At 72.2% G+C, this 25,610-nt stretch carries 26 protein-coding genes; 5 read left to right on the top strand and 21 right to left on the bottom strand.

Going from position 1 to position 25,610, the window contains the following annotated elements; genetic code table 11:
• Window positions 1-14: 14 nt before the first annotated feature.
• Window positions 15-1,136: a Gfo/Idh/MocA family protein gene (locus ABD126_RS16245; RefSeq protein WP_343934677.1), complete on the bottom strand. Its 1,122-nt coding sequence runs from the start codon at window positions 1,134-1,136 to the stop codon at window positions 15-17.
• Window positions 1,133-3,106, bottom strand: a complete 1,974-nt coding sequence (locus ABD126_RS16240; protein ID WP_343934676.1) for a glycoside hydrolase family 35 protein — start codon at window positions 3,104-3,106, stop codon at window positions 1,133-1,135. The genes ABD126_RS16245 and ABD126_RS16240 overlap by 4 nt, the downstream gene beginning before the upstream one ends.
• 48 nt (window positions 3,107-3,154) lie before the next feature.
• Here ABD126_RS16240 and ABD126_RS16235 point away from each other — a divergent pair, with 48 nt between their 5' ends.
• Window positions 3,155-3,922 carry a sugar phosphate isomerase/epimerase family protein gene (locus ABD126_RS16235; protein ID WP_343934675.1) on the top strand — a complete coding sequence of 256 codons (768 nt, stop codon included), beginning with the start codon at window positions 3,155-3,157 and terminating at the stop codon, window positions 3,920-3,922.
• Between the two features lie 142 nt (window positions 3,923-4,064).
• Here ABD126_RS16235 and ABD126_RS16230 read toward each other — a convergent pair whose 3' ends face one another.
• Window positions 4,065-4,772 (bottom strand): zf-HC2 domain-containing protein, encoded by a 708-nt coding sequence (locus tag ABD126_RS16230; protein WP_343934674.1) that lies wholly within the window; start codon window positions 4,770-4,772, stop codon window positions 4,065-4,067.
• 66 nt (window positions 4,773-4,838) lie between these two features.
• Between ABD126_RS16230 and sigC the strand changes: the two genes are divergently transcribed.
• The gene (sigC, locus tag ABD126_RS16225) at window positions 4,839-5,390 is read left to right on the top strand and encodes an RNA polymerase sigma factor SigC (RefSeq protein WP_343934673.1); all 552 of its coding nucleotides are present in this window, start codon (window positions 4,839-4,841) and stop codon (window positions 5,388-5,390) included.
• Here sigC and ABD126_RS16220 read toward each other — a convergent pair.
• From ABD126_RS16220 to ABD126_RS16190, 7 genes are all read right to left on the bottom strand, one after another.
• Complete coding sequence (locus ABD126_RS16220) at window positions 5,387-5,572, bottom strand: hypothetical protein (protein WP_343934672.1); 186 nt, start codon at window positions 5,570-5,572, stop codon at window positions 5,387-5,389. The two genes, sigC and ABD126_RS16220, sit on opposite strands and share 4 nt — an antisense overlap.
• Window positions 5,569-6,162 (bottom strand): HD domain-containing protein, encoded by a 594-nt coding sequence (locus tag ABD126_RS16215; protein WP_343934671.1) that lies wholly within the window; start codon window positions 6,160-6,162, stop codon window positions 5,569-5,571. Before ABD126_RS16215 ends, ABD126_RS16220 begins: the two co-directional genes overlap by 4 nt.
• 47 nt (window positions 6,163-6,209) lie before the next feature.
• Window positions 6,210-7,775, bottom strand: coding sequence for a PH domain-containing protein (locus tag ABD126_RS16210; protein ID WP_343934670.1), 1,566 nt, complete (start codon window positions 7,773-7,775; stop codon window positions 6,210-6,212).
• A 15-nt stretch (window positions 7,776-7,790) separates the two neighbouring features.
• A complete protein-coding gene (locus ABD126_RS16205) occupies window positions 7,791-8,180 on the bottom strand; it encodes a nuclear transport factor 2 family protein (protein WP_343934669.1) in 390 nt (129 codons plus the stop codon).
• A gap of 14 nt (window positions 8,181-8,194) precedes the next feature.
• Window positions 8,195-10,210, bottom strand: coding sequence for an oxidoreductase (locus tag ABD126_RS16200; protein ID WP_343934667.1), 2,016 nt, complete (start codon window positions 10,208-10,210; stop codon window positions 8,195-8,197).
• Entirely contained in the window at window positions 10,207-10,752 is a 546-nt protein-coding gene (locus tag ABD126_RS16195; protein ID WP_343934666.1) for a PadR family transcriptional regulator, read from the bottom strand. The genes ABD126_RS16200 and ABD126_RS16195 overlap by 4 nt, the downstream gene beginning before the upstream one ends.
• A 104-nt stretch (window positions 10,753-10,856) precedes the next feature.
• Window positions 10,857-11,573, bottom strand: coding sequence for a TetR/AcrR family transcriptional regulator (locus tag ABD126_RS16190; protein ID WP_343934665.1), 717 nt, complete (start codon window positions 11,571-11,573; stop codon window positions 10,857-10,859).
• A gap of 126 nt (window positions 11,574-11,699) precedes the next feature.
• Here ABD126_RS16190 and ABD126_RS16185 point away from each other — a divergent pair, with 126 nt between their 5' ends.
• The gene (locus tag ABD126_RS16185) at window positions 11,700-12,098 is read left to right on the top strand and encodes a VOC family protein (RefSeq protein ID WP_343934664.1); all 399 of its coding nucleotides are present in this window, start codon (window positions 11,700-11,702) and stop codon (window positions 12,096-12,098) included.
• 56 nt (window positions 12,099-12,154) lie between these two features.
• Here the strand turns inward: ABD126_RS16185 and ABD126_RS16180 are convergent, their stop codons facing one another.
• The 11 genes from ABD126_RS16180 to ABD126_RS16130 all read right to left on the bottom strand — a co-directional run bounded on the left by ABD126_RS16180 (window position 12,155) and on the right by ABD126_RS16130 (window position 23,869).
• A complete protein-coding gene (locus ABD126_RS16180) occupies window positions 12,155-12,544 on the bottom strand; it encodes a hypothetical protein (RefSeq protein WP_343934663.1) in 390 nt (129 codons plus the stop codon).
• Between the two features lie 28 nt (window positions 12,545-12,572).
• Window positions 12,573-13,076 (bottom strand): YbhB/YbcL family Raf kinase inhibitor-like protein, encoded by a 504-nt coding sequence (locus ABD126_RS16175; protein WP_425542839.1) that lies wholly within the window; start codon window positions 13,074-13,076, stop codon window positions 12,573-12,575.
• A 194-nt stretch (window positions 13,077-13,270) separates the two neighbouring features.
• Window positions 13,271-13,726, bottom strand: a complete 456-nt coding sequence (locus tag ABD126_RS16170) for a DUF4383 domain-containing protein (protein ID WP_343934661.1) — start codon at window positions 13,724-13,726, stop codon at window positions 13,271-13,273.
• A gap of 143 nt (window positions 13,727-13,869) precedes the next feature.
• The gene (locus ABD126_RS16165) at window positions 13,870-14,970 is read right to left on the bottom strand and encodes a pyridoxal phosphate-dependent aminotransferase (protein ID WP_343934660.1); all 1,101 of its coding nucleotides are present in this window, start codon (window positions 14,968-14,970) and stop codon (window positions 13,870-13,872) included.
• A 10-nt stretch (window positions 14,971-14,980) separates the two neighbouring features.
• Window positions 14,981-16,258: an APC family permease gene (locus tag ABD126_RS16160; RefSeq protein ID WP_343934659.1), complete on the bottom strand. Its 1,278-nt coding sequence runs from the start codon at window positions 16,256-16,258 to the stop codon at window positions 14,981-14,983.
• On the bottom strand, window positions 16,222-17,652 hold the full coding sequence (locus ABD126_RS16155; protein ID WP_343934658.1) for an FAD-binding oxidoreductase: 1,431 nt from the start codon (window positions 17,650-17,652) through the stop codon (window positions 16,222-16,224). Before ABD126_RS16155 ends, ABD126_RS16160 begins: the two co-directional genes overlap by 37 nt.
• 6 nt (window positions 17,653-17,658) lie before the next feature.
• On the bottom strand, window positions 17,659-19,212 hold the full coding sequence (locus ABD126_RS16150; RefSeq protein WP_343934657.1) for a thiamine pyrophosphate-dependent enzyme: 1,554 nt from the start codon (window positions 19,210-19,212) through the stop codon (window positions 17,659-17,661).
• Window positions 19,212-20,423, bottom strand: coding sequence for an ABC transporter substrate-binding protein (locus ABD126_RS16145; protein ID WP_343934656.1), 1,212 nt, complete (start codon window positions 20,421-20,423; stop codon window positions 19,212-19,214). Before ABD126_RS16145 ends, ABD126_RS16150 begins: the two co-directional genes overlap by 1 nt.
• Before the next feature lie 16 nt (window positions 20,424-20,439).
• Window positions 20,440-21,534 (bottom strand): sulfotransferase family protein, encoded by a 1,095-nt coding sequence (locus ABD126_RS16140; protein ID WP_343934655.1) that lies wholly within the window; start codon window positions 21,532-21,534, stop codon window positions 20,440-20,442.
• Entirely contained in the window at window positions 21,531-22,679 is a 1,149-nt protein-coding gene (locus ABD126_RS16135) for an NAD(P)-dependent oxidoreductase (protein WP_425542830.1), read from the bottom strand. Before ABD126_RS16135 ends, ABD126_RS16140 begins: the two co-directional genes overlap by 4 nt.
• 53 nt (window positions 22,680-22,732) lie before the next feature.
• Window positions 22,733-23,869, bottom strand: a complete 1,137-nt coding sequence (locus ABD126_RS16130; RefSeq protein ID WP_343934653.1) for a Glu/Leu/Phe/Val dehydrogenase dimerization domain-containing protein — start codon at window positions 23,867-23,869, stop codon at window positions 22,733-22,735.
• Window positions 23,870-24,170: 301 nt separating this feature from the next.
• Between ABD126_RS16130 and cysC the strand changes: the two genes are divergently transcribed.
• Together cysC and cysD are read left to right on the top strand one after the other, a co-directional pair.
• The gene (gene cysC / locus ABD126_RS16125) at window positions 24,171-24,695 is read left to right on the top strand and encodes an adenylyl-sulfate kinase (RefSeq protein WP_343934652.1); all 525 of its coding nucleotides are present in this window, start codon (window positions 24,171-24,173) and stop codon (window positions 24,693-24,695) included.
• Window positions 24,692-25,579 carry a sulfate adenylyltransferase subunit CysD gene (gene cysD, locus ABD126_RS16120; protein ID WP_343934651.1) on the top strand — a complete coding sequence of 296 codons (888 nt, stop codon included), beginning with the start codon at window positions 24,692-24,694 and terminating at the stop codon, window positions 25,577-25,579. Before cysC ends, cysD begins: the two co-directional genes overlap by 4 nt.
• Window positions 25,580-25,610 lie beyond the last annotated feature (31 nt).

Genomic DNA, 25,610 nt, shown 5'->3' with positions numbered 1-25,610 from the left:
GTCACCCCGGTTCGTCACAGCCGGACGGTCACGCCCTCCGCCGACGACTTCAGCGCCGCCTCGGCCACGGCCACGCCGCGCGCGCCGGAGTGCAGGTCGTGCGGGAACGGCTCGCCGTCCACCACGTGCCGCACGAAGCGTTCCCACTGCACCTTGAACCCGTTGTCCCACTCGCCGTTGTCGGGCACCTCGGTCCAGTCGTCGGTGAACCGCTCGGTCACCGGCAGGTCCGGGTTCCACACCGGCTTGGGCGTCGCGGACCGGTGCTGCGCCTTGCAGTTGCGCAGGCCGGCGACCGCGCTGCCGTGGGTGCCGTCGACCTGGAACTCCACCAGTTCGGTCCGGTCCACGCGCACGCACCACGACGAGTTGATCTGCGCGATCGTGCCGCCCTCCAGCGTGAACAGGCCGTAGGCGGCGTCGTCGGCCGTGGCGGCGTAAGGCGCGCCGGACTCGTCCCACCGGCGCGGGATGTGCGTGACGGCCTTGGCGGTGACGCTCTCGATGCGCCCGAACAGGTTCTCCAGCACGTACGCCCAGTGCGGGAACATGTCCATGACGATCCCGCCGCCGTCCTCGGCCCGGTAGTTCCACGACGGCCGCTGCGCGCCCTGCCAGTCGCCCTCGAACACCCAGTACCCGAACTCGCCGCGCACGCTGAGCACCCGTCCGAAGAACCCGCTGTCGAGCAGGCGCTTGAGCTTGAGCAGGCCGGGCAGGAACAGCTTGTCCTGCACGACGCCGTGCTTCACGCCCGCCTTGTCGGCCAGTTGCGCCAGCTCGACGGCGTCCGCCTGGGTTTCGGCGGTGGGCTTCTCGGTGTAGATGTGCTTGCCGGCCTCGATCGCGCGCCTGATGGCGTCGGCGCGGGCGGTGGTGACCTGGGCGTCGAAGTAGACGTCGGCGTCGGAGAGCGCGGAGTCCAGGTCGGTGGTCCAGCGCGCGATGCCGTGGCGGGCGGCCAGTTCCGCGAGTTTTTCAGCGCTGCGCCCGACCAGGATCGGCTCGACCTCGACGCGCCCGCCGCCGGTGAGCGGGACGCCGCCCTGGTCGCGGATGGCGAGGATCGACCGGGTGAGGTGCTGGCGGTAGCCCATGCGTCCGGTCACGCCGTTCATCGCTACGCGCAACGTCATCGTGGGTCTCCTTCGAGGATGGGGTGGGGGCTGACGGTGACCGACCGCGGGCTCGCGTCGGGGTGCAGTTCGAGGACGACGATCTCGTTGTCGCCCTGGTGCAGCAGGGGTTCGGGGAGGTAGAGGGTCCTTTGTGGACCGATGTGCCAGTAGCGGCCGAGGCAGGAGCCGTTGACCCAGACGACGCCCTTGGTGAAGCCGGTCATGTCGAGGTAGGCGTCCCGCGGTTCGTTGGTCGTGAGGGTGCCGCCGAGGAACAGCGGCCCGTAGGCGTGGTCGCTAGTGGCTCCGCCGCCAGTGGTTCCGGCGTCGGTGTTGTGGTCGTCGGTGTTCCAGGGGAGGTGGGGGAGTTCGTCCAGTGGGATCGGGGTGGTTTCCCAGCCGTGGAGGTGTTGGCGCTCGTGCAGGACGCCGCCGACGATCCCCTTGTGCTCGCCCAGGAGCGGCCCGTAGTTGATCCGGCCCATGGCTTCCACCAGCAGTTCGACGGTGACCCCGCCCGGGACTTCGGTGGTCTCGACGGCTTGGGGGTCGGCGGCTCGCGAGTAGGTCGCCTGGTGGGTGCCGTCGACGTAGAGCTGGGCGCGGTCGCGGAGGTCGCGCAGGCGGAGGGGGAGGGGCGGGCGTGGGCCGGGGATGGTGGTGCGGTGGAGCAGGAAGCCCTGGTGCTGGCCGACTTGTTCGAACGTGGGAATGTGCGGCGATTGGATCGTGGGATTGTTGAACACGTCGAACAGCCGCACGGACCGGGTGAGGGGGACGGCTTGCGCGGGCAGGGTGGGTGGCGCTGCTTCCGGCGCGGTGGAGGTGGGAGTGGTGGAGGTGGGCGCGGTGGAGGTGGGGGTGGCTGGCGCGGTGGAGGCGGGTGTGGCTGGCGCGGTGGAGGTGGGGGTGGCTGGCGCGGTGGAGGCGGGCGTGGTTGGCGTGGTGGGGGTGGGGGTGGCTGGCGTGGTGGGTGTGGTGGAGGTGGGTGTGGTCGGTGGGGGTGGGAGTGGGGCGTAGCGGCCGATCACCTCGCGGAAGGCCCAGTACTTCGGGGTCGGGTTGCCGGCCTCGTCCATCGGCGCGTCGTAGTCGTAGGACGTGACAGTCGGCCGGTACGCGCCGTCGTGCACCTCGCCACCCGCGTTCGCGCCCGCCCAGAAACCGAAGTTCGTCCCGCCGTGCGCCAGGTAGAGGTTCACCGACGCCCCCGCCGCCAGCACCTCGTCCAGCGCCGCGGCGGCGTCCTCGGGAGCGCGGACCACGTGCCGGTCACCCCAGTGGTCGAACCAGCCGTCCCAGAACTCCATGCAGAACAACGGGTCCCGCGGTCGGTGCCGGCGCAGCTCGCCGAACTGGGCCGCCGCGCCGCTGCCGAAGTTCACCGTCGCCAGCGCCCCGTCGACCGTCCCGCCGGTCAGGAACAGCGCCTCGCCGCCGTCCGACGTGAACAGCGGCACGTCGATCCCGCGTCGCACCAAGCCGTCGCGCAGGTGCGCCAAGTACGCCTGGTCCGAACCGTAGGAGCCGTACTCGTTCTCCACCTGCACCAGCACGACGTTCCCGCCGCGCGTCACCTGCCGCGCCGCCACCTCGGGGATCAGCACGTCGAACCAGGCGTCGACGTCGGCCAGGAAGTCCGGGTGCGCGCACCGCAGCGGCCCCGACAGCCACCACGGCAACCCGCCGTTCTCCCACTCCGCGCAGATGTACGGGCCGGGCCGCACGATCGCGTCCAACCCCTCCGCGGCGGCCAGGTCCAGGAACGCGCCCAGTGCGTCCAGGTCGCGGTGCCGGCCGCGCCGGGGCTCGTGCAGGTTCCACGGCACGTACGTCTCGACCGTGTTCAACCCCATCCCGCGCAACACCGACAGCCGTCGCGGCCACTGCGCCCGGTGGCTGCGGAAGTAGTGCAACGCGCCGGACAGCACGCGGTGCGGCCGTCCGTCGCGCACGAACTGCCCGTCCTCGACGGTGAACGCGGTCATGACCCCTGCCCTTGACAAAATGTGGAAAGCGCTTTCACGATGCGGCGCGTGGAACCCAGGCGCATGGCCCTCAGCACGCTAGGAACCCCCGACCGGTCGCTGGCCGACGCGGCCCGGCTCGCCGCCGACGCCGGCTGTCACGGCCTGGAGATCCGCGTGCACGGCGAGGTGCACCCCGACATGGACCACCGGGCGGCCCGCGCGGCCCTCGCGGACGCCGGGGTGGAGGCCGCCTGCCTCGCCGGCTACGCCAAGGTGTGCGCGCCCGGCCCGGACGAGCCGGTGGTGGCCGAACTGCGCGCCCTCATCGACCTCGCCTCCCGCTTGGGCGCGCCCAACCTCCGCGTCTTCCCCGGCGGCGACGCCCCGGCCGGTCCGCGCATCGCGGCCGTGCTCCCGGACCTGCGCGCGGCGGGCGTGCGACTGCTCGTGGAAACCCACGACACCCACCCGACCGGAACCGGAGCGGTCGGTCTGGTGCGGCCCTTCGAGGACCCCGACCGGGTGGCGGTGCTGTGGGACGCGCTGCACCCGTGGCGGCACGGCGAGACCCCGGCCGACACCCGCGCCGCACTCGGCCCGTACCTGGCGTACTTCCAGGTCAAGGACGCGGTGAGCGCGACCGACACCACCCCCGTGCCACCCGGCGAAGGAGCCGTCCCGCTTCGGGAGTGCGCCGAAGCGCTGGCCGACTGGGCGGGCTGGGTGTCCCTCGAATGGGAAAAGCCCTGGTACCCCGGACTCGGCCCGGTCGACGCGCCGCTGCGCGCGGCCGTCGAGTGGTTCCAGCAGTACGCGCACCGGTCCTCCGCCTGATCTCGACTGGGAGGATCGTTCGTTCGGGCGAAGGTCAAGTCAATCAGGAACCGATCAATCGATCAGAAGAGAACAGCCACGCGCCGGCGGTCCGCAGCCGGGTCGCCGCCCTCGAACCGGGAGCGGCCTGGCCCTGGACCCGTCACGCCGCTGGTCGTCGTCCCACCGGGCGCAGGTGCGGGCGTCGCGGCGGTCCCGAGCGCGCCGGGCCGCCCGGGAGGTCCGGCGCGTCCGGCAGGTCCGGTGAGTGCGGCGGGTCGCCGACGGCGCGTCCGCCGTCCGGGTCGCGCCGGCCCCGGTGCACCACCACCAGCAGCAGCAACCCGAGCAACACGATCGCGTGCGAGGTGACCCGCTCGACCGACACGACGCCACCCGCCAGGTCCCGGACCGAGTAGACGCCCACGACCGCGACGAACCCGGCCACGACCGGCAGCACCCCCGACGTGGCGCGCGGGCGCAGCGCCGTCCACAGCAGACCCAGGCCCAGGGCCAGGTTCCACGCGGTGCTCTCGTTGAACAGGTGTCCCGCGCCGTGCGCGGCGGCCGGGTTCGCGCCGAGCAGTTGCGACAGGCCCAGCGTCACCTGCGCGACGGCGACCCCGGCCAGGCCCAGCCTCGGGTACCAGCCGCGGGTCGTCGGCGCCTGCGCCAGCACGGCGTCGGTCAGGTCGGGCACGGCCACCACCGGGCGCAGCCGCAGCGCCCGGGTCAGCGTGGCGGCGTGCTCCGACCAGGCGCGGCACGCCGGGCAGCCGGACAGGTGCGCGTCGACGGCCGCGGCCTCCACCGGCTCCTCCTCGCCGTCCAGCCGCGCCGACAACGCCTCCCGGCAGGTTCCGCAGTCCACAACCACCTTTGTCGTCCGCGGGGACGCGGAAGTTCCCGGAAGTGGCCGTGGTCTAGCCTCGGTGCCGTGTCGATCAAACGCGACGACGACGCGGTGACGGCCCTGGCGATGGCGGCGGGCGGCGGTGACCGGGACGCGTTGGAGCGGTTCGTCCGGGCCACCCAGCGGGACGTGTGGCGCCTGGTCGCCCACCTGACCGACCCGGGCCGCGCCGACGACCTGACGCAGGAGGTCTACCTGCGGGCGCTGCGCACGCTGCCGGCCTTCGAGGGCCGTTCGTCGGCCCGGACGTGGCTGTTGTCGATCGCCCGCCGAACGGTCGTGGACCACCTGCGCGCGGCCGGCGCCCGACCGGCGATCGCGTGGGCGGTGGATGTGCGCGACGCCTCCGACGCCCGCCGCCCCACCACGGGCTTCGAGGACGTGGTGGAGCTGAACGTGCTGCTCGCGGGGCTGGCCCCGGAACGCCGGGAGGCGCTGCTGCTGACCCAGGTGCTGGGCCTGTCCTACGCGGAGGTCGCGGAGGTCTGCGGCTGCCCGGTCGGGACGATCCGCTCCCGGGTGGCGCGTGCGCGCGAGGACCTGATGCGCGCGGAGAACGCCGAACGCACCGGCTAGCGCCGCACCCGCCACAACACCGCGCGGCCGACCGCGACGCCGAAGTCGTTCAGCCCCACCGGGAAGCCCTCGCCCAGCCACACCACCCGGCCGGCGCGCCACAGGAACGCCCGGGACCCGCTCCACCCCACCACGTCCCCGGAATCGGACACGGCCCCCGCCCCGCCGGTCCAGCGGGTCACCGGTCCAGCCCGTTGCCCCGGACCCGGTCGGGCCACCCGCCGCGCATCAGCCCGGCGGCGGCGCACCCGGGCTTGCGCACGGCCTGGTCCTCGGCCCGTTCGAGGAACTTCTCGGCGAACCCCAGCCGCGGGTAGCGCCCCAGCAGTTCGGCGGTGAACTCGGGCGTGAACAGCTCCAACCGCCGCCCGGACACGTCCGCGCTGACGGCGACCTGCAACAGGTGGCTCTCGGGGTCCCGCTCGGCCGGCACGTCGTCGCGCATGTGCAGGACGATGACCTCGTCGAGCCGCTCCCGCCGCGCCGCGTCCCACCCGGCCCCGGCGGCGAACACCTTGGCCAGCCGCCCGCCGGCCTCCTCGAACGGCATCCGGTGGCTGTCGAAGAACGGCGTGAGGGCGAGGTCGTGCAGGAGCGCGGCGACGTAGAGCAGCTCGTCGTCGTACCCGGCGATCCCGGCGGAGGCCCCGTACGCGACCGCCCACGAGTACGCCCGCAGGGAGTGGTTGCGCAACCACGGCTCGGCGAACTCGGTGCACACCTCGACCGCCGCCTGAGCCGCCCTGGTGTCGGGCCCGGTGAAGAAGTCCACGAGCCGCAGCCTAAGCCGTCCCGATCGGCCGCCCCAGCCGGATCACGTCACGTCAGCCACAAGATCGCGCCGGCCACGAGCAGGAAACCCAGGCCCACCGGCAGCGCGCCGCCCAGGCGGGAGGTCACCTCGCCGCCGTGCGGGGACAGGTCGTGCAGGCGGCGGGCGATGGCGCCCAGTTCGGCCACGTCGCGGCTGCTCGGGGCCAGGGTGAAGCGGGTGCCCGACTCCAGTTCCAGGACCAGCCGGTCGTCCGCGCGGCGGATCGAGGTGATCTCCGACCACGGCACGCGGTAGGTCCGCAGCCAGGACCGGACCTGCGCGTGGTCGTGGTGGAAGACCGCCGACGGCCGGCCGCGCAGCCAGCCCACCACCGCGCACGTCCCCGCCGTCCACAGCACCGTGAGCACCGCCGGACCGTGCAGGAACGCCGCGCCCACCGTGGCCGCGACCGCCGCCAGGAACAGCCACCGCGCGGTCCGGACGTCGTGGTCGGAGGGCGGCACCGGCATCGGCAGCGGCGGCACCTCCAAGGCCACGCCCAGCAGTTCCTCGCCCGGGTCGTCGAAGTTGGGCAGCACCCGGTGGTACGGGCGCAGCGGACGGGTCGGCAGCAGCGCGCCGTCCGGCGTCACCAGCACCACCCACCCGCCGTGGCTCAGGTCGCCCACCGCGAGCATCCGGTCGTCCTCGAACCGCCCCGACACCGGCATCGACCCGAACGGCTTGCCGTCGACCGTGTGCAGGACGGCACGTCCGCGCAGGTCGGCCCGCACCAGCACCTCCACGGCCCGCGCCGGGCCGTGCAGCACCCGCTGCGCCGCCCGGCGCGCCGTCACGTCCCGCATCCGCAGGAAGACCGCCATGCCCAGCGCCACGGCCATCACGGTCAACGGGAAGGTCACGTCCTCCGGCTCGGACACCAGTTCCGCCCACGCCCCGTCGGTGCGCACCGGCACCGACCGGCCCACCCCGTACGCCTCGGGCGTGAGCACCGGGAACGTCCGCTCACCCGACGGCAGCGCCACCTTCACCGCGTAGTCCTCGACCGACAGCACCCGCGCGCGCACCTCGACCGCGGCCGTCTCGTGGTCGGCCAGCGCCGTGGCCACCACCCCGTAGCGCACGAACGCGAGCACCCCGACGACCAGCATCACCCCGGCCACCAGCGACCGCCCGGTGAACCGCGGCGGCAGCGGCCGGGACACCGTCACCACCGAGCTGACCTCGCCGAACACCCGGTGCTGCGCCCGCCGCGCCTCCACCAGCCACAACGCCACCACCGCGCACGCCAGGCCGTGCAGCAGGAACGCCAGCCGGATGCCGTCGTGCTCCTCGAACACCACTTCCAACAGCCCGAACAGCACCCCGGCGCAACACCCGAGCACGGGTTCGCGCCACAGCAGCACGGGCGTCGCCAGCACCAGCGCCACGGCCACCGAGAACCCCGGGTCGGGCAGGCACGGGGAGGCGGGCGTGCAGGTCACCGGGATGGACACGGCGTACCCGAACGCCACGCACCACCCCACGACCAGCACGCCCCGGTACACCCAGACCGGCACGGTGGGCGCCTCCCACCGTCGCAGGTGCTCGGCGGTGAAGGGTCGGCTCATACCCCAAATCCTGCGTCACGACACGACCCCGTCCGCCACCAGCCCCGCGTAGATGGCCTCGCCGACGGTCGTCAACGCCGACAGCGGCCGGATCATCACGGTGAACGTGCCGATCCGGCCGTCGGCGTCGAGCTGGATCAGGTCGATCCCGTCGACCTGCTTGCCGTTGACCACGGTCCGGAACCGCAGCACGTGCCCGTCCGGCCCGCCGTCGTACTGGCCGACGTACTCGAAGTCCTGGAAGGTCCGCTGGAGCACCCCGAACAGGGCGCGGACCACCTCGACGCCCTCGAACGGCCGGAACTTCACCGGGCTGTGGAAGGTGATGTCGTCGGCGAACAACGCGGTGGCCCCCGCGAAGTCGCCGGCCTCGATCGCCCTGCGGAACCGCTCTGCCGCGTTCATCCGGTTCTCCCGTCTCAGATCGTCGCCGCGAGGCGCGTGCCCTGGTCGATGGCGCGCTTGGCGTCCAGCTCGGCGGCGACGTCGGCGCCGCCGATCACGTGCGTCACCACGCCGCGCTCGGCCAGGCCGTCCACCAGGTCGCGCACGGACTCCTGCCCCGCGCACACCACGACCGTGTCGACCTCCAGCACGCGCGGCCGTTCCCGCTTCGGCCCGAACGAGACGTGCAGCGCGCCCGGCTCGATGCGCTCGTAGTTCACGCCGGTCAGCTGCTTCACCCGCTTGGCCTTCAACGCCGCCCGGTGCACCCACCCGGTCGTCTTGCCCAGCCCCTTGCCGATGCCGGACTCCTTGCGCTGCAACAGGTACACCTGCCGCGCCGGCTCGGCGGGCCTGGGCGCGACCACCCCGCCGCGGGTCCGCGCCGGGTCGCCGACACCCCACTCGGCCCGCCACTCGGCCAGGTCCAGCGCGGGGGAGGTGGCGTGGGTGAGGAACTCGCTGACGTCCACCCCGATGCCGCCCGCGCCGATCACGGCCACCCTCGCGCCGACCGGCGCGCCGTCCCGCACCACGTCCACGTACGAAAGGGCGTGCTCGACGCCGGGGATCTCCGGCACCCGCGGCGTGACGCCGGTGGCCACCACGACCTCGTCGAACCCGGTCAGGTCCTCGACGCCGGCCCGGCGACCCAGGTGCAGCTTGACGCCGGTCAGCTCGACGCGGCGGCGGTAGTAGCGGATCGTCTCGGCGAACTCCTCCTTGCCGGGGATGCGGCGCGCGATGGCGAACTGGCCGCCGATGTCGTCCTCGGCCTCGAACAGCTCCACGTCGTGCCCGCGTTCGGCCAGCGCGACGGAGGTCGCGAGCCCCGCCGGCCCCGCGCCGACCACGGCGACCCGCTTCGCGCGGCGGGTGGGCAGGAGCTTGAGCGTGGTCTCGCGGCCGGCGCGCGGGTTGACCATGCAGGAGGCCTTCTTCAGGGAGAACGTGTGGTCCAGGCACGCCTGGTTGCACGCGATGCACGTGTTGATCTCGTCCACGCGGCCGGACTCGGCCTTGCGCACCCACTGCGCGTCGGCGAGGAAGGGGCGCGCCATGGACACCATGTCCGCGTCGCCGCGTTCGAGGATCTCCTCGGCGACCTGCGGCATGTTGATCCGGTTGGAGGTCACGACGGGGATCGACACGTGCGGCTTGAGCCGCGCGGTGACGCCCGCGAACGCCGCGCGCGGCACCGAGGTGACGATGGTCGGGACGCGGGCCTCGTGCCAGCCGATGCCGGTGTTGATGATCGTCGCGCCGGCCCGCTCGACCTCCTGGCCGAGGGCGACGACCTCGTCCCAGGTCTGGCCGTCCTCGACCAGGTCGAGCATGGAGAGCCGGTAGATGATGATGAAGTCGTCGCCGGCGGCCTCGCGGCAGCGGCGGACGATCTCGACGGCGATGCGGCGGCGGTTCTCCGGGGTGCCGCCCCACCGGTCGGTGCGCTTGTTGGTGCGCGGGGCGAGGAACTGGTTGATGAAGTAGCCCTCGGAACCCATGATCTCGATGCCGTCGTAACCGGCTTCACGGGCCAGCGCGGTGCTGCGGGCGAAGGCGTCGATCTGGCTCCGGATGCCCCGTTCGGACAGCGCGCGGGGGCGGAACTTGGAGATCGGCGCCTTGATCGCGGACGCCGAGACCGACAGCGGGTGGTAGGAGTAGCGGCCCGCGTGCAGGAGTTGGACGGCGATCTTGCCGCCGGCCTCGTGCACCTTGTCGGTGATCACCCGGTGGCTGCGCGCTTCCCCGCTCGTGGAGAGCTTGGAGGAGAACGGGTAGAACCAGCCGGCGCGGTTGGGGGAGAAGCCGCCGGTGACCATGAGCCCGACGCCGCCGCGGGCGCGTTCGGCGAAGTACTCGGCCAGGGCGGGGAAGTCCTTGGCGCGGTCCTCCATGCCGGTGTGCATGGAGCCCATCAGGACCCGGTTGGGCAGGGTGGTGAAGCCCAGGTCCAGGGGCCGGAGCAGGTGGGGGTAGTCGGTCATCGGGGGTCGTCCTCTCGCATGGCCGCGAGCACCTCGTCACACCATTCGAGCAGCGCCTCTTCGGCTTTGATGCCGCCGCGCAGGACGAGGTGCTGGTGCAGGCGCCGTCCGTGCAGGGCGGACGGGTCGGGGAAGTCCTTCTTCTCGATGGCGCGGTACACGTCGAGCCGCTCGGCGTGGTGCCGCCGGTGCCGGGCCACTTCCTCGGCGACGGCGCGGGGGTCTCCCAGTGACGCGCCCCGGATCTTGACGGCGAGGTCGTGCCGGACGGTGGCCGGCTCGCCCGTCTCTCGCAGCCACCGCTGGAGTTCTTGGCGGCCCTCGGGGCTGACCCGGTAGACCTTCTTGTCGGGGCGGCCGTCCTGGGCGACTTCTTCGGCGGTGACCCAGCGCAGGTCGTCCATGCGCTTGAGGGTGCGGTAGATCTGCTGGTGGGTGGCGGCCCAGAAGAAGCCGATGGACTTGTCGAACCGGCGGGCCAGCTCGTAGCCGGTGCCGGGCCGTTCGTCCAGGGACACGAGGATCGCGTGCTCCAACGCCATGCTACCGAACGGTAATGTGCAACAGGTCGCTGTGCAACTAGTTGCATAGCCGCCCCGCTCGACCCGACTGTCGAGCCGCGCGCAAGCCGCGCCCGTCCGAGCGGTCAGGCGTCGTCGCTGGGTGGCTGGTCGCGGGAGTCGATCAGCGTGGCCAGGCCGTCGAGGATGCGGGTCAGGCCGAAGGTCCAACCGTTGTCGTTCGGCGTCGTGCCAGGGGAGGTCGCGGCTTCGAACAGGGCCGGGAAGCGGCCGCGGTGGCGGTGCAGGACCTCGCGCAGGGACTTGTCCGTCGTCCACGGTTGGGTGCCGGCCGTCGCGGACGACTGGGTGTTGCGGATGTGGCCGCTGATCAGGAAGACCGCGTCCATCCGCTCCCCGCCGGACAGCGGGGTGTCCGCCAGGGCCGCCACGGCCGACTCGGTCCAGCCCACCTCGCGCGGGCCGGTGGGGCGTTCGCCGGTGGTCGCGGCCGGGAGCCACGGGTGGCGGCGCCACGTCTCGCGCATCAGGTCCGCCCAGCGCACCAGCCTCGGCCGCCAGCCGCCGGGCACGCTGCCCAGGTCCGGCGGCTCGCCCACCGCCGACTCGATCATCACCGCCACCAGCTCCGCCTTGCTCGTCACGTGCCGGTACAGCGCCATCTTGGTGACGTCCAGGCGCGCCGCGACGTGCTGCATCGACACCGCCGCCATGCCCTCGGCGTCGGCGACCTCGATCGCGGCGTCGGCGATGCGGTCCACCGTGAGCGCCTGGCGTTGCGGCCGGGCGCCCCTCCCGCGCGGCTCCCACAGCAGGTCCACGTGCTCGGCCAACTCCGCCACCAACTTTCCGAAAGCGGGACTTGCGCCCGTTGTCGATCTGTGTCTACCGTACACCCAGTGTCCGCCGGACACACAAGTTTCCCGAGGACACGCCAGTGTCCCGTGGTACCGATGGGGGTGGCACCGATGTCCGTCAAGATCTTCGTGAACCTGCCGATCGCCGACCAGGCCAAGTCGATCGCGTTCTTCGAGGCCCTGGGCTTCCGACACAACCCGAAGTTCACCAGCGAGGACTCGACCTGCATCGTCTTCGGCGACGACGTCTACGCGATGCTGATCAGCCACGAGTTCTTCAAGGCCACCAGCAAGCGCGAGGTCGCCGACACCGCCACCACCGCCGAAGCCGTCCTCGCCCTCGGCGTCGACCGCCGCGACGAGGTGGACGCCCTGGTGGACAAGGCCGTCGCCGCCGGCGGCCGGGACGGGGAGACCCAGGACCACGGCTTCATGTACGGCCGCGGCTTCACCGACCTGGACGGCCACCAGTGGGAGGTCTTCTGGATGGACCCCGCCGCTGCCGCCTGAGCACGACGACGGCGGGTGGTCCCGATCGGGGACCACCCGCCGAAAAGGCCGCGGGGTCAGGCGTCTTCGCGGTTCGGGTTCTCCAACTGGAAGAAGTTGCTCGGCTTCCCGTCGGACGTCTCCTCCTGGTAGATGAAGTTCAGCCCGCGCTGGTCGAACGTGTCGAACCACTCGTCCCAGCTCACGTGCTTGAGCGACGCGCCGCCATAGCCGGGGAAGTCCAGCCGCAGCACGCCCAGGTGGTCACCGTGCTCGGTGCCCTCCACGGTGGCGGGTTTGGCGTCGCGCCGCTCGGCCCACTGCTTGATCACGTCGTGGCTGGTCGTCGCGAGCGACCGGCCGGGGCGCTCGGGCCGGTCGGAGGTCGACTTCACCTCCTGCGCGTACTTCAAGCTCTTCGACGACTCCTTGCCGGTCCGGATGCCGCCGTCGTCCTTCTTGGTCATGGGAAAGCTCCCAACGTCGTGAAGTGGTTCATCGGCCGAAGAGGCCGACCAGGGTCCCCTTGGCGAGCACGTGACCGCGCACCGCCGCGTGGACGTCCTCCGCCGTCGGCTCCGGACCGAGGTCCAGCGGCCGGTCCACGGCGTACACGCGGAAGAAGTACCGGTGCGGCTCGTCGCCGACCGGGGGCCGCGGCCCGCCCCACCCGCGCTCGCCGAACCCGTTGCGCCCCTCCACGGCGCCCGGGGGCAGCGACCCCTCGGCGATGGAGTTCACGTCGGCGGGGATGCCGGTGACCACCCAGTGCGTGAACGTGCCACCGGGCGCGTCCGGGTCCTCGCACACCAGGGCCACCTCGCGGGTGCCCGGCGGGACCTCGTCCCACTGAACCGGCGGGGACGTGTTGTCGCCGTCGAGGGAGAACCGCGCCGGCATCAGCGTGTGACCGCTGAACGCGGCGCTGCGGGCGTGCAGCCCGCCGTCGTCCTCGACACCACCACCGCCGCCGCGCGGCCCGGCCGCCCGTTCACCCACCGCGTTGGGCGGGTAGGCGCGCCGGAGTTCGTCGTTGGCCGCCTGGTCGGCGGCGGCGTCGGGCACCCCCTGGTCCTCGTACTCGGCCCGCGACCGGGTCCGCTTGACGTCGTAGGCGTGGCTGCCTGGGTTGGGCATGGGTCGTCACTCCTCCCATTCGTCCACACCCCAGGGCCTACCCAGCGCGCCCGGCCCTACACCCCTTGCTGCTCACGACCGGGGTACTGGCCGCGCCGGCGCTCGAACGCCGTGGTCGCGACACCGAGCAGCACCATGCCCGCGCCCAGCGCGAAGTGCAGCCAGTTGTCGGCGGGGTTGACCGGCAGCGGCCCGCCCTCGTGCACGACCGACCCCCACACCCACAGCAGCAGGTAGACGAACCCGCCCGCGACCAGGAACGTCCGCGCCGCGCCCGCCCACCGCGACGCCACCACGCCCAGCACGCCGAACAGCAGGTGCACCAGGTTGTGCAGCACGGACACGGCGAACACGCCGAACAGCAACGCCCCGGTGTGCGGCCCGGCGAACGCGAGGTCCCCCTGCCGCACCCCCGGCACGAACCCCAGCACCCCCACGACCAGGAACACCACACCCACCACCAGGGCCGCCGTCCGCACCGGACGCCGAACGCCCCGAGTCGCCGTCGTCATCGCCCCTCCTCCGCCGGGTACGAAGATCGGGTAGCCGCACGGGGGCACCCGAAACGCGGGGGAGGGGCGGAACCTGTCCGAGTCGATCACCGGCAATCACTCGTGTGAGTGACGGAGATCCCTCGATCCGGTGAGGAACCGGCTCAGGAAGTCGGCTGGTGGCGTGCCGCCAGGCGGGTCGCGGCTTCCTCCAGGGTCTCCCGGCGCTTGCAGACCGCGAACCGCACCACCCGGTCCACCTCCGGCACCGGCGCGGAGTAGAACACCGACAGCGGCAGGGCCGCCACGCCGCCGTCGAGCACCATCCGGTCGCACCAGTCCGACGCCGCCTCGCCGACGTCGGCCACCAGGTAGAACGGCGACGCCGCCGGCTTGGTCGCGATCCCGATCCCGTTCAGCGCGTCCGCGAACCACCCGGCCCGCTCGTGCAGCCCGGCCGCCACCGCCCCCGTCACACCGTCCACAGAGGACGAACCCAGCACCGAAGCCGCCGCCACCTGCAACGGCACGGCCGGACAGAACGTCACGTACTGGTGCACCGCCCGGATGCGGCGCGTCAACCCCGGCCCCGCGATCGCCCACCCGACGCGCCACCCGGTGGCGGCCAACGACTTCGACACCGACGAGATCTTCACCCGCAGCTCGGGATCGGTCACCACGTCCAACACCCCGCGCGGACGCGACGTCACCAGGTGCTCGTAGGTCTCATCCGACACCACGACGATCCCGCGCGAGGAAGCCAGTTCCGCCAACGCGTCCCACTCGTCATCGGTCAACACCCGCCCCAACGGGTTCCACGGGCTGTTCACCACCACGACCCGGGTCCGCGCGGTGACCGCCCCCGCCAGCAGCGACGCGAAAGAACCGTCCAACGACGTCAACCGCACCGGCACCGGCACCCCGCCGGCCGCGACGATCGCGGGCGCGTACTGCTCGTAGGCGGGCTCCACCACCAGCGCCTCGTCGCCCGCCGACAACAACGCCGCCATGGTGCAGTGCAACGCTTCCGTCGCCCCGGCCGTGACCGTCACCTCGGTCTCCGGCGAGGACCCCGACGCCACCGCCTCCCGCAACGCGGGCACCCCCGCGCTCGGCATGTACTGGTGCACGCCGGGATCCGCCGACACGGCGGCCAACGCCGCCAACAGCTCGGCGGGCGGGCCGTGGTCGAAGACGCCCTGCGCCAGGTTGATCGCGCCGTGCCGGGCGGCCAGCGCCGGGATGCGCACGAACACCGACTCCACGGCCGTACACCTACCTCTCCGTCCGGGAACCCCTCCGGCTCCGCACCACCTGCACGGTCAACGCGACCGCCAGCACCACCACCGCGTACAGCGACCGCCACCCCGACTGCACCAGGCTCGCGGCCAGCACCAGCAGCAGCGCCAGGTTCAGCACCGACCGCACGGTCAACCCGCGCACCCGCGCGTAGGACACGATCGACAGCAGGTACAGCACGATGAAGATCGCCGAAGCGGTCGCCACCGCGTCCACCACCACCCCGGGCCAGATCGTCAGCACCGCGCCGACGAGGAGGAACAGCCCGGACAGCAGGGCGATCGCCCGCCGGGGCACCCCCGACGACGTGGTCACGGCCAGCGACCGCGGCAGGATCCCGGACTCACCGGCGCCCTGCACCAGCCGCGACACGCCCCACACCCACGCCACCGCGTTGAGCACCATCGCGCCGAACGCGATCACCGTCACCGCCAGCACCACCAGCGACCGGGGCTCGATGGTCCGCGCCAACTGCAACAGCCCGGTCACCTCGTCGACCTCCGAGCGCGGGATGCGCACGGCGATCGCCACCGTCAACAGGATCGTGAAGACCCCGTAGACGCCCAGCGCGGCGGCCGACACCGGCAGGAAGTCCTTGCGCGGGTCGCGGAACTCCTTGGACAGGAACGTCAGGTTCTCGAACCCCGCGAACGCCCAGAACGCCAGCACCACCCCGGGCAGCAGCACGCCCAGCGACGACATGTCCGGCGTGACCGCGGGCAACCCCGACGACACGTCCGGGATCGCCGCGACGATCAGCACCGCCGCCATCGCCACCAACGCCCAGGTGCCCGCGTTCTGCACCCGCGCCGAGGTCTTCACCCCGGCGAGGTTCGACGCCACCGCCGCCACCAGCACGGCCGCGGCGGCGACCACCGCCACCACCGCGCCCGAGCCCAACGCCTGCGCCACGTACCGCCCGGCCACCATCGCCCCCGACGGCAGGCCGACCACGACCAGCGCCAGGAACATCAGCGGCACGCACCGCCCGAACACGCCCCCCAGGCCGTCCCGGATGAACGCCTCGATCCCGTCGCCGTCGGGGTTGGCGCGCACCATGTCCTCGAACATCAACAACATGGGCAGGCACACCACCGTGGACAACAGCCACACCAACAGGCTGTTCCCGCCCGCCTCGGCGTAGACGGCGGAGGGGAGGAACAGGATCCCCGACCCCGCCACCGACCCGATCGCCAGCGGGATCGCCTGCCGCCTGGTTAACCCTGCCGACTGGCTGACGCCTCGTTCTGCCATGTGCCTCGTTCACCCCACGGGATCATGCGATCTCGGTTGAGCACCCCGCGGGGGTCGAAGAGCTGTTTGAGCCGCCCCATCAGGGCGATCTCCTCCGCGGACCTCGTGTACCCCAGGTAGGAACGCTTCTCGAACCCCACGCCGTGCTCAGCCGAAATCGAACCACCACTTTCGGTGACGAGACGATACACAATGTGTTCGACTTCGGGTTTCCGCTCCCGGGTCGTTTCGCCCGTGATGACCGCGATGTGCACGTTGTCGTCACCGAGGTGGCCGAACACCAGCAGCTTCACCGCGGGCCACGACAGCCGCAACTCGGCCCGCATGTCGTCCAGGCACTTCTCCAACGACCCCGCCGGCACGCTCACGTCGAACCCGAACAGCGGTTGCATGCGCAGGATCTCCGCCGGTATGCGCTCCCGCGCCGCCCAGAACGCCTCCAGCTCCTTGGCGTTGGTCGCCACGGCCGCGTCCAGCAGCACGTCCGCGCAGCCCTCCACGGCCGACGCCAGCCGCTCGGCGTCCCCGTCGGGGTCCGCGCCCCGGCACTCCACCAGCACGTACAGCGGGTGCCCGAACGGCAGCGGCAGCCGGATGCCCGACGGTTCGATGGTGCGGTAGGCGTCCTCCCACATCACCTCGAACGCCGTCACCGCGCCGGGCAGCTTGCGCTGCAACGTGTTGAGCAGCGTCAGCGCCGCGTCCACGTCGGCCACCGCGCAGAACGCGCCGGTTCGGGTCAACGAACCCGGTTTCAGGCCCAGCGTGGCGGAGGTGACCACGCCCAACAGGCCCTCGCTGCCGATGAACAGCTGCTTGAGGTCCATGCCCGCGTTGTCCTTGACCAGCGGGGTGGACAGGGTGAGCACCCGCCCGTCGACCAGCGCGACCTCCAGCGACCGCACGTGCTGGCGGGTCATGCCGAACCCGACCACGTTCACGCCGCCCGCGTTGGTCGCCACGCACCCGCCGATGGTGGCGCTGCCCTTGGAAGCCAGGTCGATGGGCAGCAGCAACCCGTGCCGCGCCACCAGGTCCTGCACGTCCGCGAGGGTCGCGCCCGCGCCGGCGGTGACGGTCCGCCCCGCCAGGTCCACCGGGGACACGGCGGTCAGCCGCTCGGTGGACAGCACGACCTCCTCCGGCCCCGGCACCGCGCCGCTGACCAGGCCGGTCATCCCGCCCTGCACCACCACCGGCTGGTCGTGGTCGTCGCACAGCTTCAACACCGCCGCCACTTCCGCCGCCGTGCCGGGCTTGACCACGACGGACGCGTGCCCGACCCGGTCGCTGCCCCACAGGTCCTGGGTGTAGCGGGCGGGCACGTCCCCGGTGAGCACGTGCTCCGCGCCGACCAGGGCCGCCAGGTCCTCGACCCCAACCCGTAGTTCCATCGCGTTCTACTCCTTGTTCGCGTGCCCCGCGCGCAGGCTGGTGCGCACGTGCAGCAGGTAGCCACCGGGTCCGGCCGCCAGCGCCCGCCGCACCGCGCCGGGCACCTCGCGCGGGCTGCGCACGGTCTCGCCGGGCATGCCGAACGCCTCCGCCCACGTGACCAGGTTCGGGGTGTGCAGGCTGGTGCCGCAGTAGGTGCCGGGGAACTGGCGGCGGGCGTGCTGGTCGATGGTGCCGTAACCGCCGTTGTCGGCGACCACGACGATCGGGCACCGGCCCTGCGCCCGCCCGGTGGCCAGCTCGTCGCCGGTCATCAGCAGGCCGCCGTCGCCGACCACGGCCACCACGGTCCGCTGCGGGTGCCGGTGCGCCGCCGCGACCGCCGCCGGCACGCCGAACCCCATCGCCCCGTTGCCCAGCGCCAGCATCAGCCGCTTGGGCCCGGCGTGGACGTAGCGGTGGATCCAGCTGGAGAAGTTGCCCGCGTCGAAGGTGATCACCGCGTCGTCGGGCAGGTCCGCGTCCAGCGCGGCGGCCACGTGGGTGAAGTCGATGCCGTCCTCGAACGGCTTCGGGTTCGGCGCGGCCAGGTCCTCGGCCAGCTCGTGCCAGCCGCGCACCCACGCCGACCGCTCCGGCTCCGGCGCGGGCCAGTCGGCGTCGGCCAGGGCCTTCAGCACGTCCCGCGGCGCCTGCCGGTCCACCACGTGCACGCGCGGCCCGGTCCAGCCGGACATGTGGACCTCGTCGGCGAACTCGCCCAGCAGCACCACGACGTCCGCCCGCGCCAAACGCTCGCGCACGGCCTTGGGCGTGCCCAGGTGCAGGTGGCCCGCGTAGTTCGGGTGCAGGTTGTCCAGCAGGTCCTGTTGCTTGTTGCCGACCAGCACCGGCAGCCCGGCCTTCTGCGCCAGCACCGACAGCAGGTCGTTCGCGGTCGGGTCGGTGTGCCGGTCGCGCAGCAGCCGGCCCGCCAGCAGCACCGGCCGCCGCGCGTCGGTCAGCACCGGCAGCAGTTCGCCCAGGTCCGGCTCGGCCAGCGCGGGCGCCGGCGGCGGCACCTCCACCTCCGCCTCGGCGGTCCACAGGTCCTCGGGCACCAGCAGCACCACCGGCTGCGGCACCGGACCGGCCAGCACCTCCGCCGCCTTGGCCAACTGCTCGCCCAACCCGTCCACGGTCAGGGTGAACGTCGTGGCCAGCGCGCCGAACATGCCCGCCAGGTCCGCGCCCTGGAACGCGGTGCGCCGGTCCGCGCCGGTGGGGATGTCGCCCACCAGCACCACCAGCGGCGTCGGGTCGGCCGCCGCCGCGTCCACCGCGATGGACACGTTGGTCGAGCCGGGGGACCGGTTCACCGCCACCACGCCGGGCTTGCCGGTCAGCCGCGCCGACGCGACCGCCATGAACCCGGCCCCGCCCTCGTGCCGCGTGGTCACCGTGTGCAGGCCATGCGCGCGGGCGCGTGCCAGCAGCGGCAGGAAAGCCTCGCCGGGCACGGTGCACACCTCATCCGCGCCGAGGCCCGCGAGCCACCGGCACAGCACGTCCACGACCATCAGCGCTTCACCGAGGGGTGCTTGAACTCGCCGGTCGCCTGGTCGGCCGGCCACACCACGACCGCCTTGTCGGCCGCGTCGCCGACCTCCTGGTAGTGCATCAGCACGATCTCCGGCGGCTGGTGGTGGTCGTGGGTGAACCGCACCGGGCCGCGCCACGTGCGGAAGCTGCCGGTCTCCAGCGCCAGCCGCAGCGCGTCGCGGTCGTGCGCGCCGGCCAGCGCCGCCGCCTGCCCGATCACCACCACGTCGGTGAACGCGTTGAGCGCGTTGTCCGGCGGGTAGCTGCCGAACTCGGCGTAGTAGGCGTCCACGAACCAGCGGCCGGTCCAGGTCAGGCCGGGCCACTCCGGGCTGAACCGCGTCGCGGGCCACACCACGCCCGCGCCCGCCTGCCCGGCGAAGCCCCAGTAGTCCGCCGACCGCATCGGGAACGGGAAGCACACCATCATCGGCACCTTCGGCAGCAGCCCGGTCTCCGCGCCCGCCTCGATGATCATGTAGTTGGTGCGCACCACACCCGCGTTGACGAGCAGGTCCGGCCCGAAGTCGGTGGCCCGCTGGAGTTGTTCCTTCAGGTCCTGCACGCCGTCTTGCGCGAAGTCCTCGCGGAACAGCTCCAGTTCCGGGATCGCCTCGGCCAGCGCCTCGCAGATCGTGTCGGCCAGCATCTGCCCGAACACGGTGTCCGCCGCGACCACCGCGACCCGCTTGAACCCCTGCGCCGCCGCGAAGCTCGCCATCAGCGGCGCGCGGTCGGCGATGGAGAAGTAGGTGCGGAACAGGTTCCGGCGGCCCTCGGTGATGGTGTTGTGGCCGTTCTCGATGAACGTCGGCACGCCGAACTTCTCCGCCAGGTCCGCCACCACCGGGCTGGTCCGCAGGTGCCACTGGCCGACCACCGCGCTGACCTGGTCCAGCATCACCAGCTTGGCCAGCCCGCCCGCCGCCGAGCGGGACATGTGCTCGACGTCGGCGGTGCGCTGGTCGTTCTCCAGGAACAACCGGATCTGGCGCATGGAGAAGTCACCGGGGTGCTCGGCCACGAACCGCGCCCCCAGCACCGCGCCCCGCACCACGAGTTCGCCGGCGGTCGGGTCGCCCGGCAGGCTCAACGGGGTGAGGATGCCGACCGGCACCGCCGAACCGGTCACCGTCTGGTTGTGCGCGTCGACCAGGGCGCGCGCCCGGGTCTCGTTCTCACTCGACATGTCGCAGACTCCCTGTCTAGACGCCGAAGCGCGTGCGGTAGGCGGAGGTGGCGGCGCGCAGGTCGTCCGCGTCCAGGCCGAACTCGTCGGTGGTGTAGCGGTGCACGCCCTTGCTGCGCTGGCCGTTGGCGGCGAGGTAGTTCTCGACGTTCGCGACGAACTCGGAGCTGTGGGGCAGCCCGAGGAAGTCGGTGACCCGGTGGAGGGTGCCCTTGGTGTCGGCGACCAGTTCGCGGTACCGCAGGTCCAGGACGGGCTGGTCGTTCACGAGGTCGTCGCGGGCGTCGGCGAGCTTCTCCGTCAACGGCACGATCCGCTGCCGCCAGAACGCCCCGATCTCCGGCAGGTCGAGGTCGTCACTGCGCGCCCCGCGCACCGCGCGGCACAGGCTGGCGGTGGACGAGATCGCCTCGGCCGGGTCGCGGTGCAGGTGCACGAACCGGGCGTTCGGGTAGGCCGCGACCAGCTCCGGCAGGTACCACGTGTGGAACGGGCACTTCAGGACCGGGGTGAGCGGCTCGCCGTCCTGGTCGAGACGCCGGCTCATGAGGACTTCGAGCTGGTGCCGGTGCCACTGGTAGGGGACGGTCAGGTCCTGGCGGTGCAGCCACTCGCCGAAGGACGGGACCCGGTAGCGCATCTCCAGCACCATGCTGTGGAACGTGTTCACCACCAGCCGCAGGCACTCGTCCGGCCGGTCGGCGTGCAGGTAGTGGATGCTCGCCAGGTCGGGGGCCTTGCGGTTGTAGTCGTCCACGTAAGCCTGCGCCGCCTGCCGCACGGCCGGGTACGTCTCCGGGTCGCCGGCCGCCGCCACCGGGTCGGACAGCTCCCACAGCCTCGGGCCGTGGAGGGAGGGGTGCAGGGAGAGCAGGTTGTGCAGGAGGGTCGTCCCGGTGCGCAACATGCCGATGACGACCACGGGCGCGTCGATCGGCGCGGGCTTGAGGTCGTTGTGCGCTTTGGCGACGTCGGCGATGACCTGCCGACTGCGCTCCAACGACCCGAGGACGACCGGCACGTCCTCCTCCCGCAGCCGCCCTTCGGCGAGCACGGAAGCGCGGAACTCCTCCTCGCCGACGTCGAACATCGGCTCCGGACGCAGGGTCACTGTTCCTCTCCCAGGTTGACGGCGTCACGGGGCGTTCGCCCGGCGCGCAGGTCGGCGAGGTTGTCCAGGAAGGTGCGGGCGACTTCGGCGGGTTCGCCGGGGAAGGCGAAGGCGCGGTGGGGGGAGATGACGAGGTTGGGGACGGTCCAGGCGGGGTCGTCGTCGGGCAGCGGTTCGACGTGGTGGACGTCCAGGAACGCACCCCTGATTTGCTGTGACCGCAGTGCTTCGTACAGCGCTTCTTCATCCACTGTGGACGCTCGCCCGACATTGACGAACGCTGCGTGGGTCGGCAACGCCGCCAACACCGCTTTGTCCACGAGTGGCTGATCGGTGGCCGGCAAACACCCCACGACATGATCGACTTCAGCGGCGACATCGAGCACTTGGCTCACACCCACCGTCTTGACCGCCAACGGCACAGGCGTGCGCCCACTCCGCGTCACAGCGATGCACCGCGCCCCCAGCGCGGAGAGTCGGCGCACCACGGCCCGCCCGATCCGCCCACCACCGAGCACCAACACGGTCGCGCCATCCAGCATCACCGCGCGTCCCGTGTACCAGGCGGGCCGAGCGCCGATGGCCCGCGCCGCGCCGCCACCTGGTGCCGCGCCGCCGGTCTCGCTCGTGGTCCCGGCGGCTCGGCTTCCGTTCGCAGCCGTGTCGCCGGCCTGGCCGGTAGTCCCGGCATGGCCCGTGGTCCCGGCGGCAAGACCTGCTTCTCCGGCAGTGTCGTCCCCGCCGGCTTGGCCCGTGGTCCCTGCGGCCCAGCTTGTGACCTCGCCAGGGTCGGCGTTGCCTCGGAGGGCGTGGTTCGCGCCCGTGCCCACCACGGAGAAATTTTCAGTTAACTGAGCTAAATCTTTCAGCAGCATGAAGAGTCCGGCTACCGCGTACTCGGCGACGGCCTCGACCGGGACGCGGGCCGCGTTGGTCACCAGGGTGCCCGGTCGCAGGCCGGCCGCCGCCAGGTGGTCCGTGCCGGTGCCGGTCAGGTGCAGCCAGCGCAGGTTGGGCAGCAGGTCCAGGCAGCCCGGCGGGAACTGGTAGCCGACCAGGACCTCGACGCCGGCGCGGGCAGCCGGGTCGAGGTCGGCGATCGTGTCGGACTGGCGCACCTCGATCTCCGCCGCGATCCGGGGCACCAGCTCCGGCCACATCTTGGAGTGCGCGACCAGGACCTCCGGGCGGTCCCAGGTCACCACGCGATGTTCCGCTGGGCCAGCAGTTCGGCCACCGGCTCGGCGCTGCCCGACGCGCTCAGCTCCGCGATCAGCTCGCAGTTCTTGTTGATCTTGCCCGCGATCCAGTCGCGCAACCACGCCGACATCTGCGGCACGTTCAACCCGTTCGGCGCGACGCCCGCGATGATGCACCCCGTGACCGCCGCGCCGCCGACGTTCACCACCACGTCCGGCAGCACGGTCAGCCCCGCCTCGCCGAGCATCCGGCGCGCGGGCTTGGTGCAGCTCATGTTGCCGCCCTCGACGACGATCTTCGCCCGCACCGACGACACCACCGACTCGTCGATCGCGTCCGCGCCCGCCGCCAGCACCAGCACGTCCGAGTCGACCTTCAGCCACGCCCGGTCGCCGTCGTGCACGCGCACCGACGTCGGCAGGCCCGACCGGTCGATCGTGCCGTCGGTGCTGGTGCACTCGATCAGCTTGTCCACCGGCAGCCCGGCCGGGTCCTCCACCGTCCCGAGGACGTCGGCCACCGCGACGATCTGGTGACCGTGCGCGGCCAGGTGCTGCGCCACCCCGCGCCCGACCGTGCCGAACCCTTGCAGCACAACGCGTTGCGGCGTGCGAGCGCCGGACGCGCGGATCGCGCCCAACGCCGCCGTGGCGACGCCGAAGCCGGTGATGTCCACCATCGACCGCCAGAACTCCGCCCAGTCCACGTCCAGGCGGGTCGCGCCGGGGCGGGTGGCGATGTCGTAGCCGGCGGCGGCGAAGAACATGTCCCGGTCGGGGTGGGTCGTGCCCTGGTCGCAGCCCAGGTACACGCCGCCGTGCAGCAGCGGGCGGGTCACCCGGCCGAACGTGCGCATCAGGTGTTCACGGTCGCGCACCGGGCCGTTGGGGCGGATGCCCGCCTTCGCGCCGCCGATGGGCAGGTCTACCAGCGCCAACTTGTGCGTCATGGCGCGGGCGAGGGCGGCCAGCTCCACGGCGTCCACGGTCCGGGTCATCCGCGTGCCGCCCATGGCCAGGCCGTCCACCATGCTGTCGACCACCACCCAGCCGGTGGCGTCGCAGTCCGGCAGCGACAGCGTGGTGGAGAACAGCGGCGACGACGCGTGCGTGGCGTCGGCGTGCAACAGGCTCATGTGGCGTTCCCCCAAGTTTATGGGTGCTGCAAATGGGCAGGGCGTGCTTTCGCGCCGTCGCGACAGCGTTGTTCGCGGCGGTTTATGAATGGATTCGGGGCCCCCAGGCGCCGCGCCCATCAGAGCATCGGGATCCGATCATCCTCTACCGCCGAAAGGGTGACGTGCCCAGCAGGTGGACACCCCTTGACAGGCTGCTCTAGCCTCGGGTCGCCGTTTACCGAGACCACTGCCTGCGCTTTGCGGCCGATGTTCTCGGCAGGTTTTCCGGCTGTGCTTCGGGAATACGAAGGGGGACTTTGTGGGCGCGACGATCTGGTTGACCGGACTGCCCAGCTCCGGTAAGTCGACGCTGGCCCGGGCGCTGGCCGCGCGGTTGGCGGGCACGCGGCCGGTGGAGGTGCTGGACGGGGACGTCGTGCGCCGCCAACTCTTCCCCGAGCTGGGCTTCAGCAAGGACGACCGGGCCGAGAACGTCCGCCGCACGGGCCTGGTGGCGCGCCTGCTGGCCGGTCACGGGGCCATTGTGATCACGCCCGTGATCGCGCCTTACCGGGCCGCCCGGGAGGCCGTTCGAAAGGATCACGAGGAGCACGGTCTGCGGTATCTCGAAGTATTTGTCGACGCGACCCCGGAGGTGTGTGCGACACGCGACGTGAAGGGCTTGTATGCGCGTGCAAAAAAGGGTGAGATCACCGGCTTGACCGGTTTCGACGACCCGTACGAGACGCCCATCCAGCCGGAGTTGCACCTCCGTACGGATGAGTTGACCGTCGACACCTGCGTGGACCGCATGGTCGCCCTGCTCGACGGCACCGCGCGATGAAAGCCGCCGACCGTCTCGAATCGGAGGCGATCCACGTCTTCCGCGAGGTCGCGGGCGAGTTCGACCGGCCGGTGATCCTGTTCTCCGGCGGCAAGGACTCGACGCTGCTGCTGCACCTGGCGGTGAAGGCGTTCTGGCCCGCCCCGGTGCCGTTCCCGCTGCTGCACGTGGACACCGGCCACAACTTCGACGAGGTCATCGACTTCCGCGACCGCATGGTGGACCGCTACGGCCTGCGCCTGGAAGTCGCGAGCGTCCAGGACTACATCGACGACGGAAGGCTTTCCGAGCGCCCGGACGGCACCCGGAACCCCTTGCAGACCGTGCCCCTGCTGGACGCGATCACCACTCACAGGTTCGACGCCGTGTTCGGCGGCGGACGCCGTGACGAGGAGCGCGCCCGCGCGAAGGAGCGCATCTTCAGCCTGCGCAACGCCTTCGGCCAGTGGGAGCCGCGCCGGCAGCGCCCGGAGCTGTGGAACCTCTACAACGGGAGACACAAGCCGGGCGAGCACGTCCGCGTCTTCCCGCTCTCCAACTGGACCGAGCTGGACGTCTGGCGCTACATCGAGCGCGAGAAGGTCGAACTGCCGTCGATCTACTACGCCCACGAGCGCAAGGTCTTCCTGCGCGACGGGATGTGGTTGACCGAAGGCCCCTGGGGCGGCCCGCGCGAAGGCGAGCAGCTGGTGACCAAGACCGTGCGGTACCGGACGGTCGGGGACGGGTCGTGCACGGGTGCGGTGGAGTCGGACGCGGCGGACATCGAGGCGGTCATCGCGGAGGTGGCCGCGTCGCGGTTGACCGAGCGCGGCGCGACCCGGGCCGACGACCGGTTGTCGGAGGCCGCGATGGAGGACCGCAAGCGGGAGGGCTACTTCTAACCATGAGCGACCTGTTGAGGCTGGCCACCGC

Origin of the sequence: Saccharothrix mutabilis subsp. mutabilis (genome assembly GCF_039521145.1) — a bacterium.
Taxonomy (GTDB): Bacteria; Actinomycetota; Actinomycetes; order Mycobacteriales; family Pseudonocardiaceae; genus Actinosynnema; species Actinosynnema mutabilis.
This window is presented reverse-complemented; position numbering and strand designations above follow the sequence as displayed.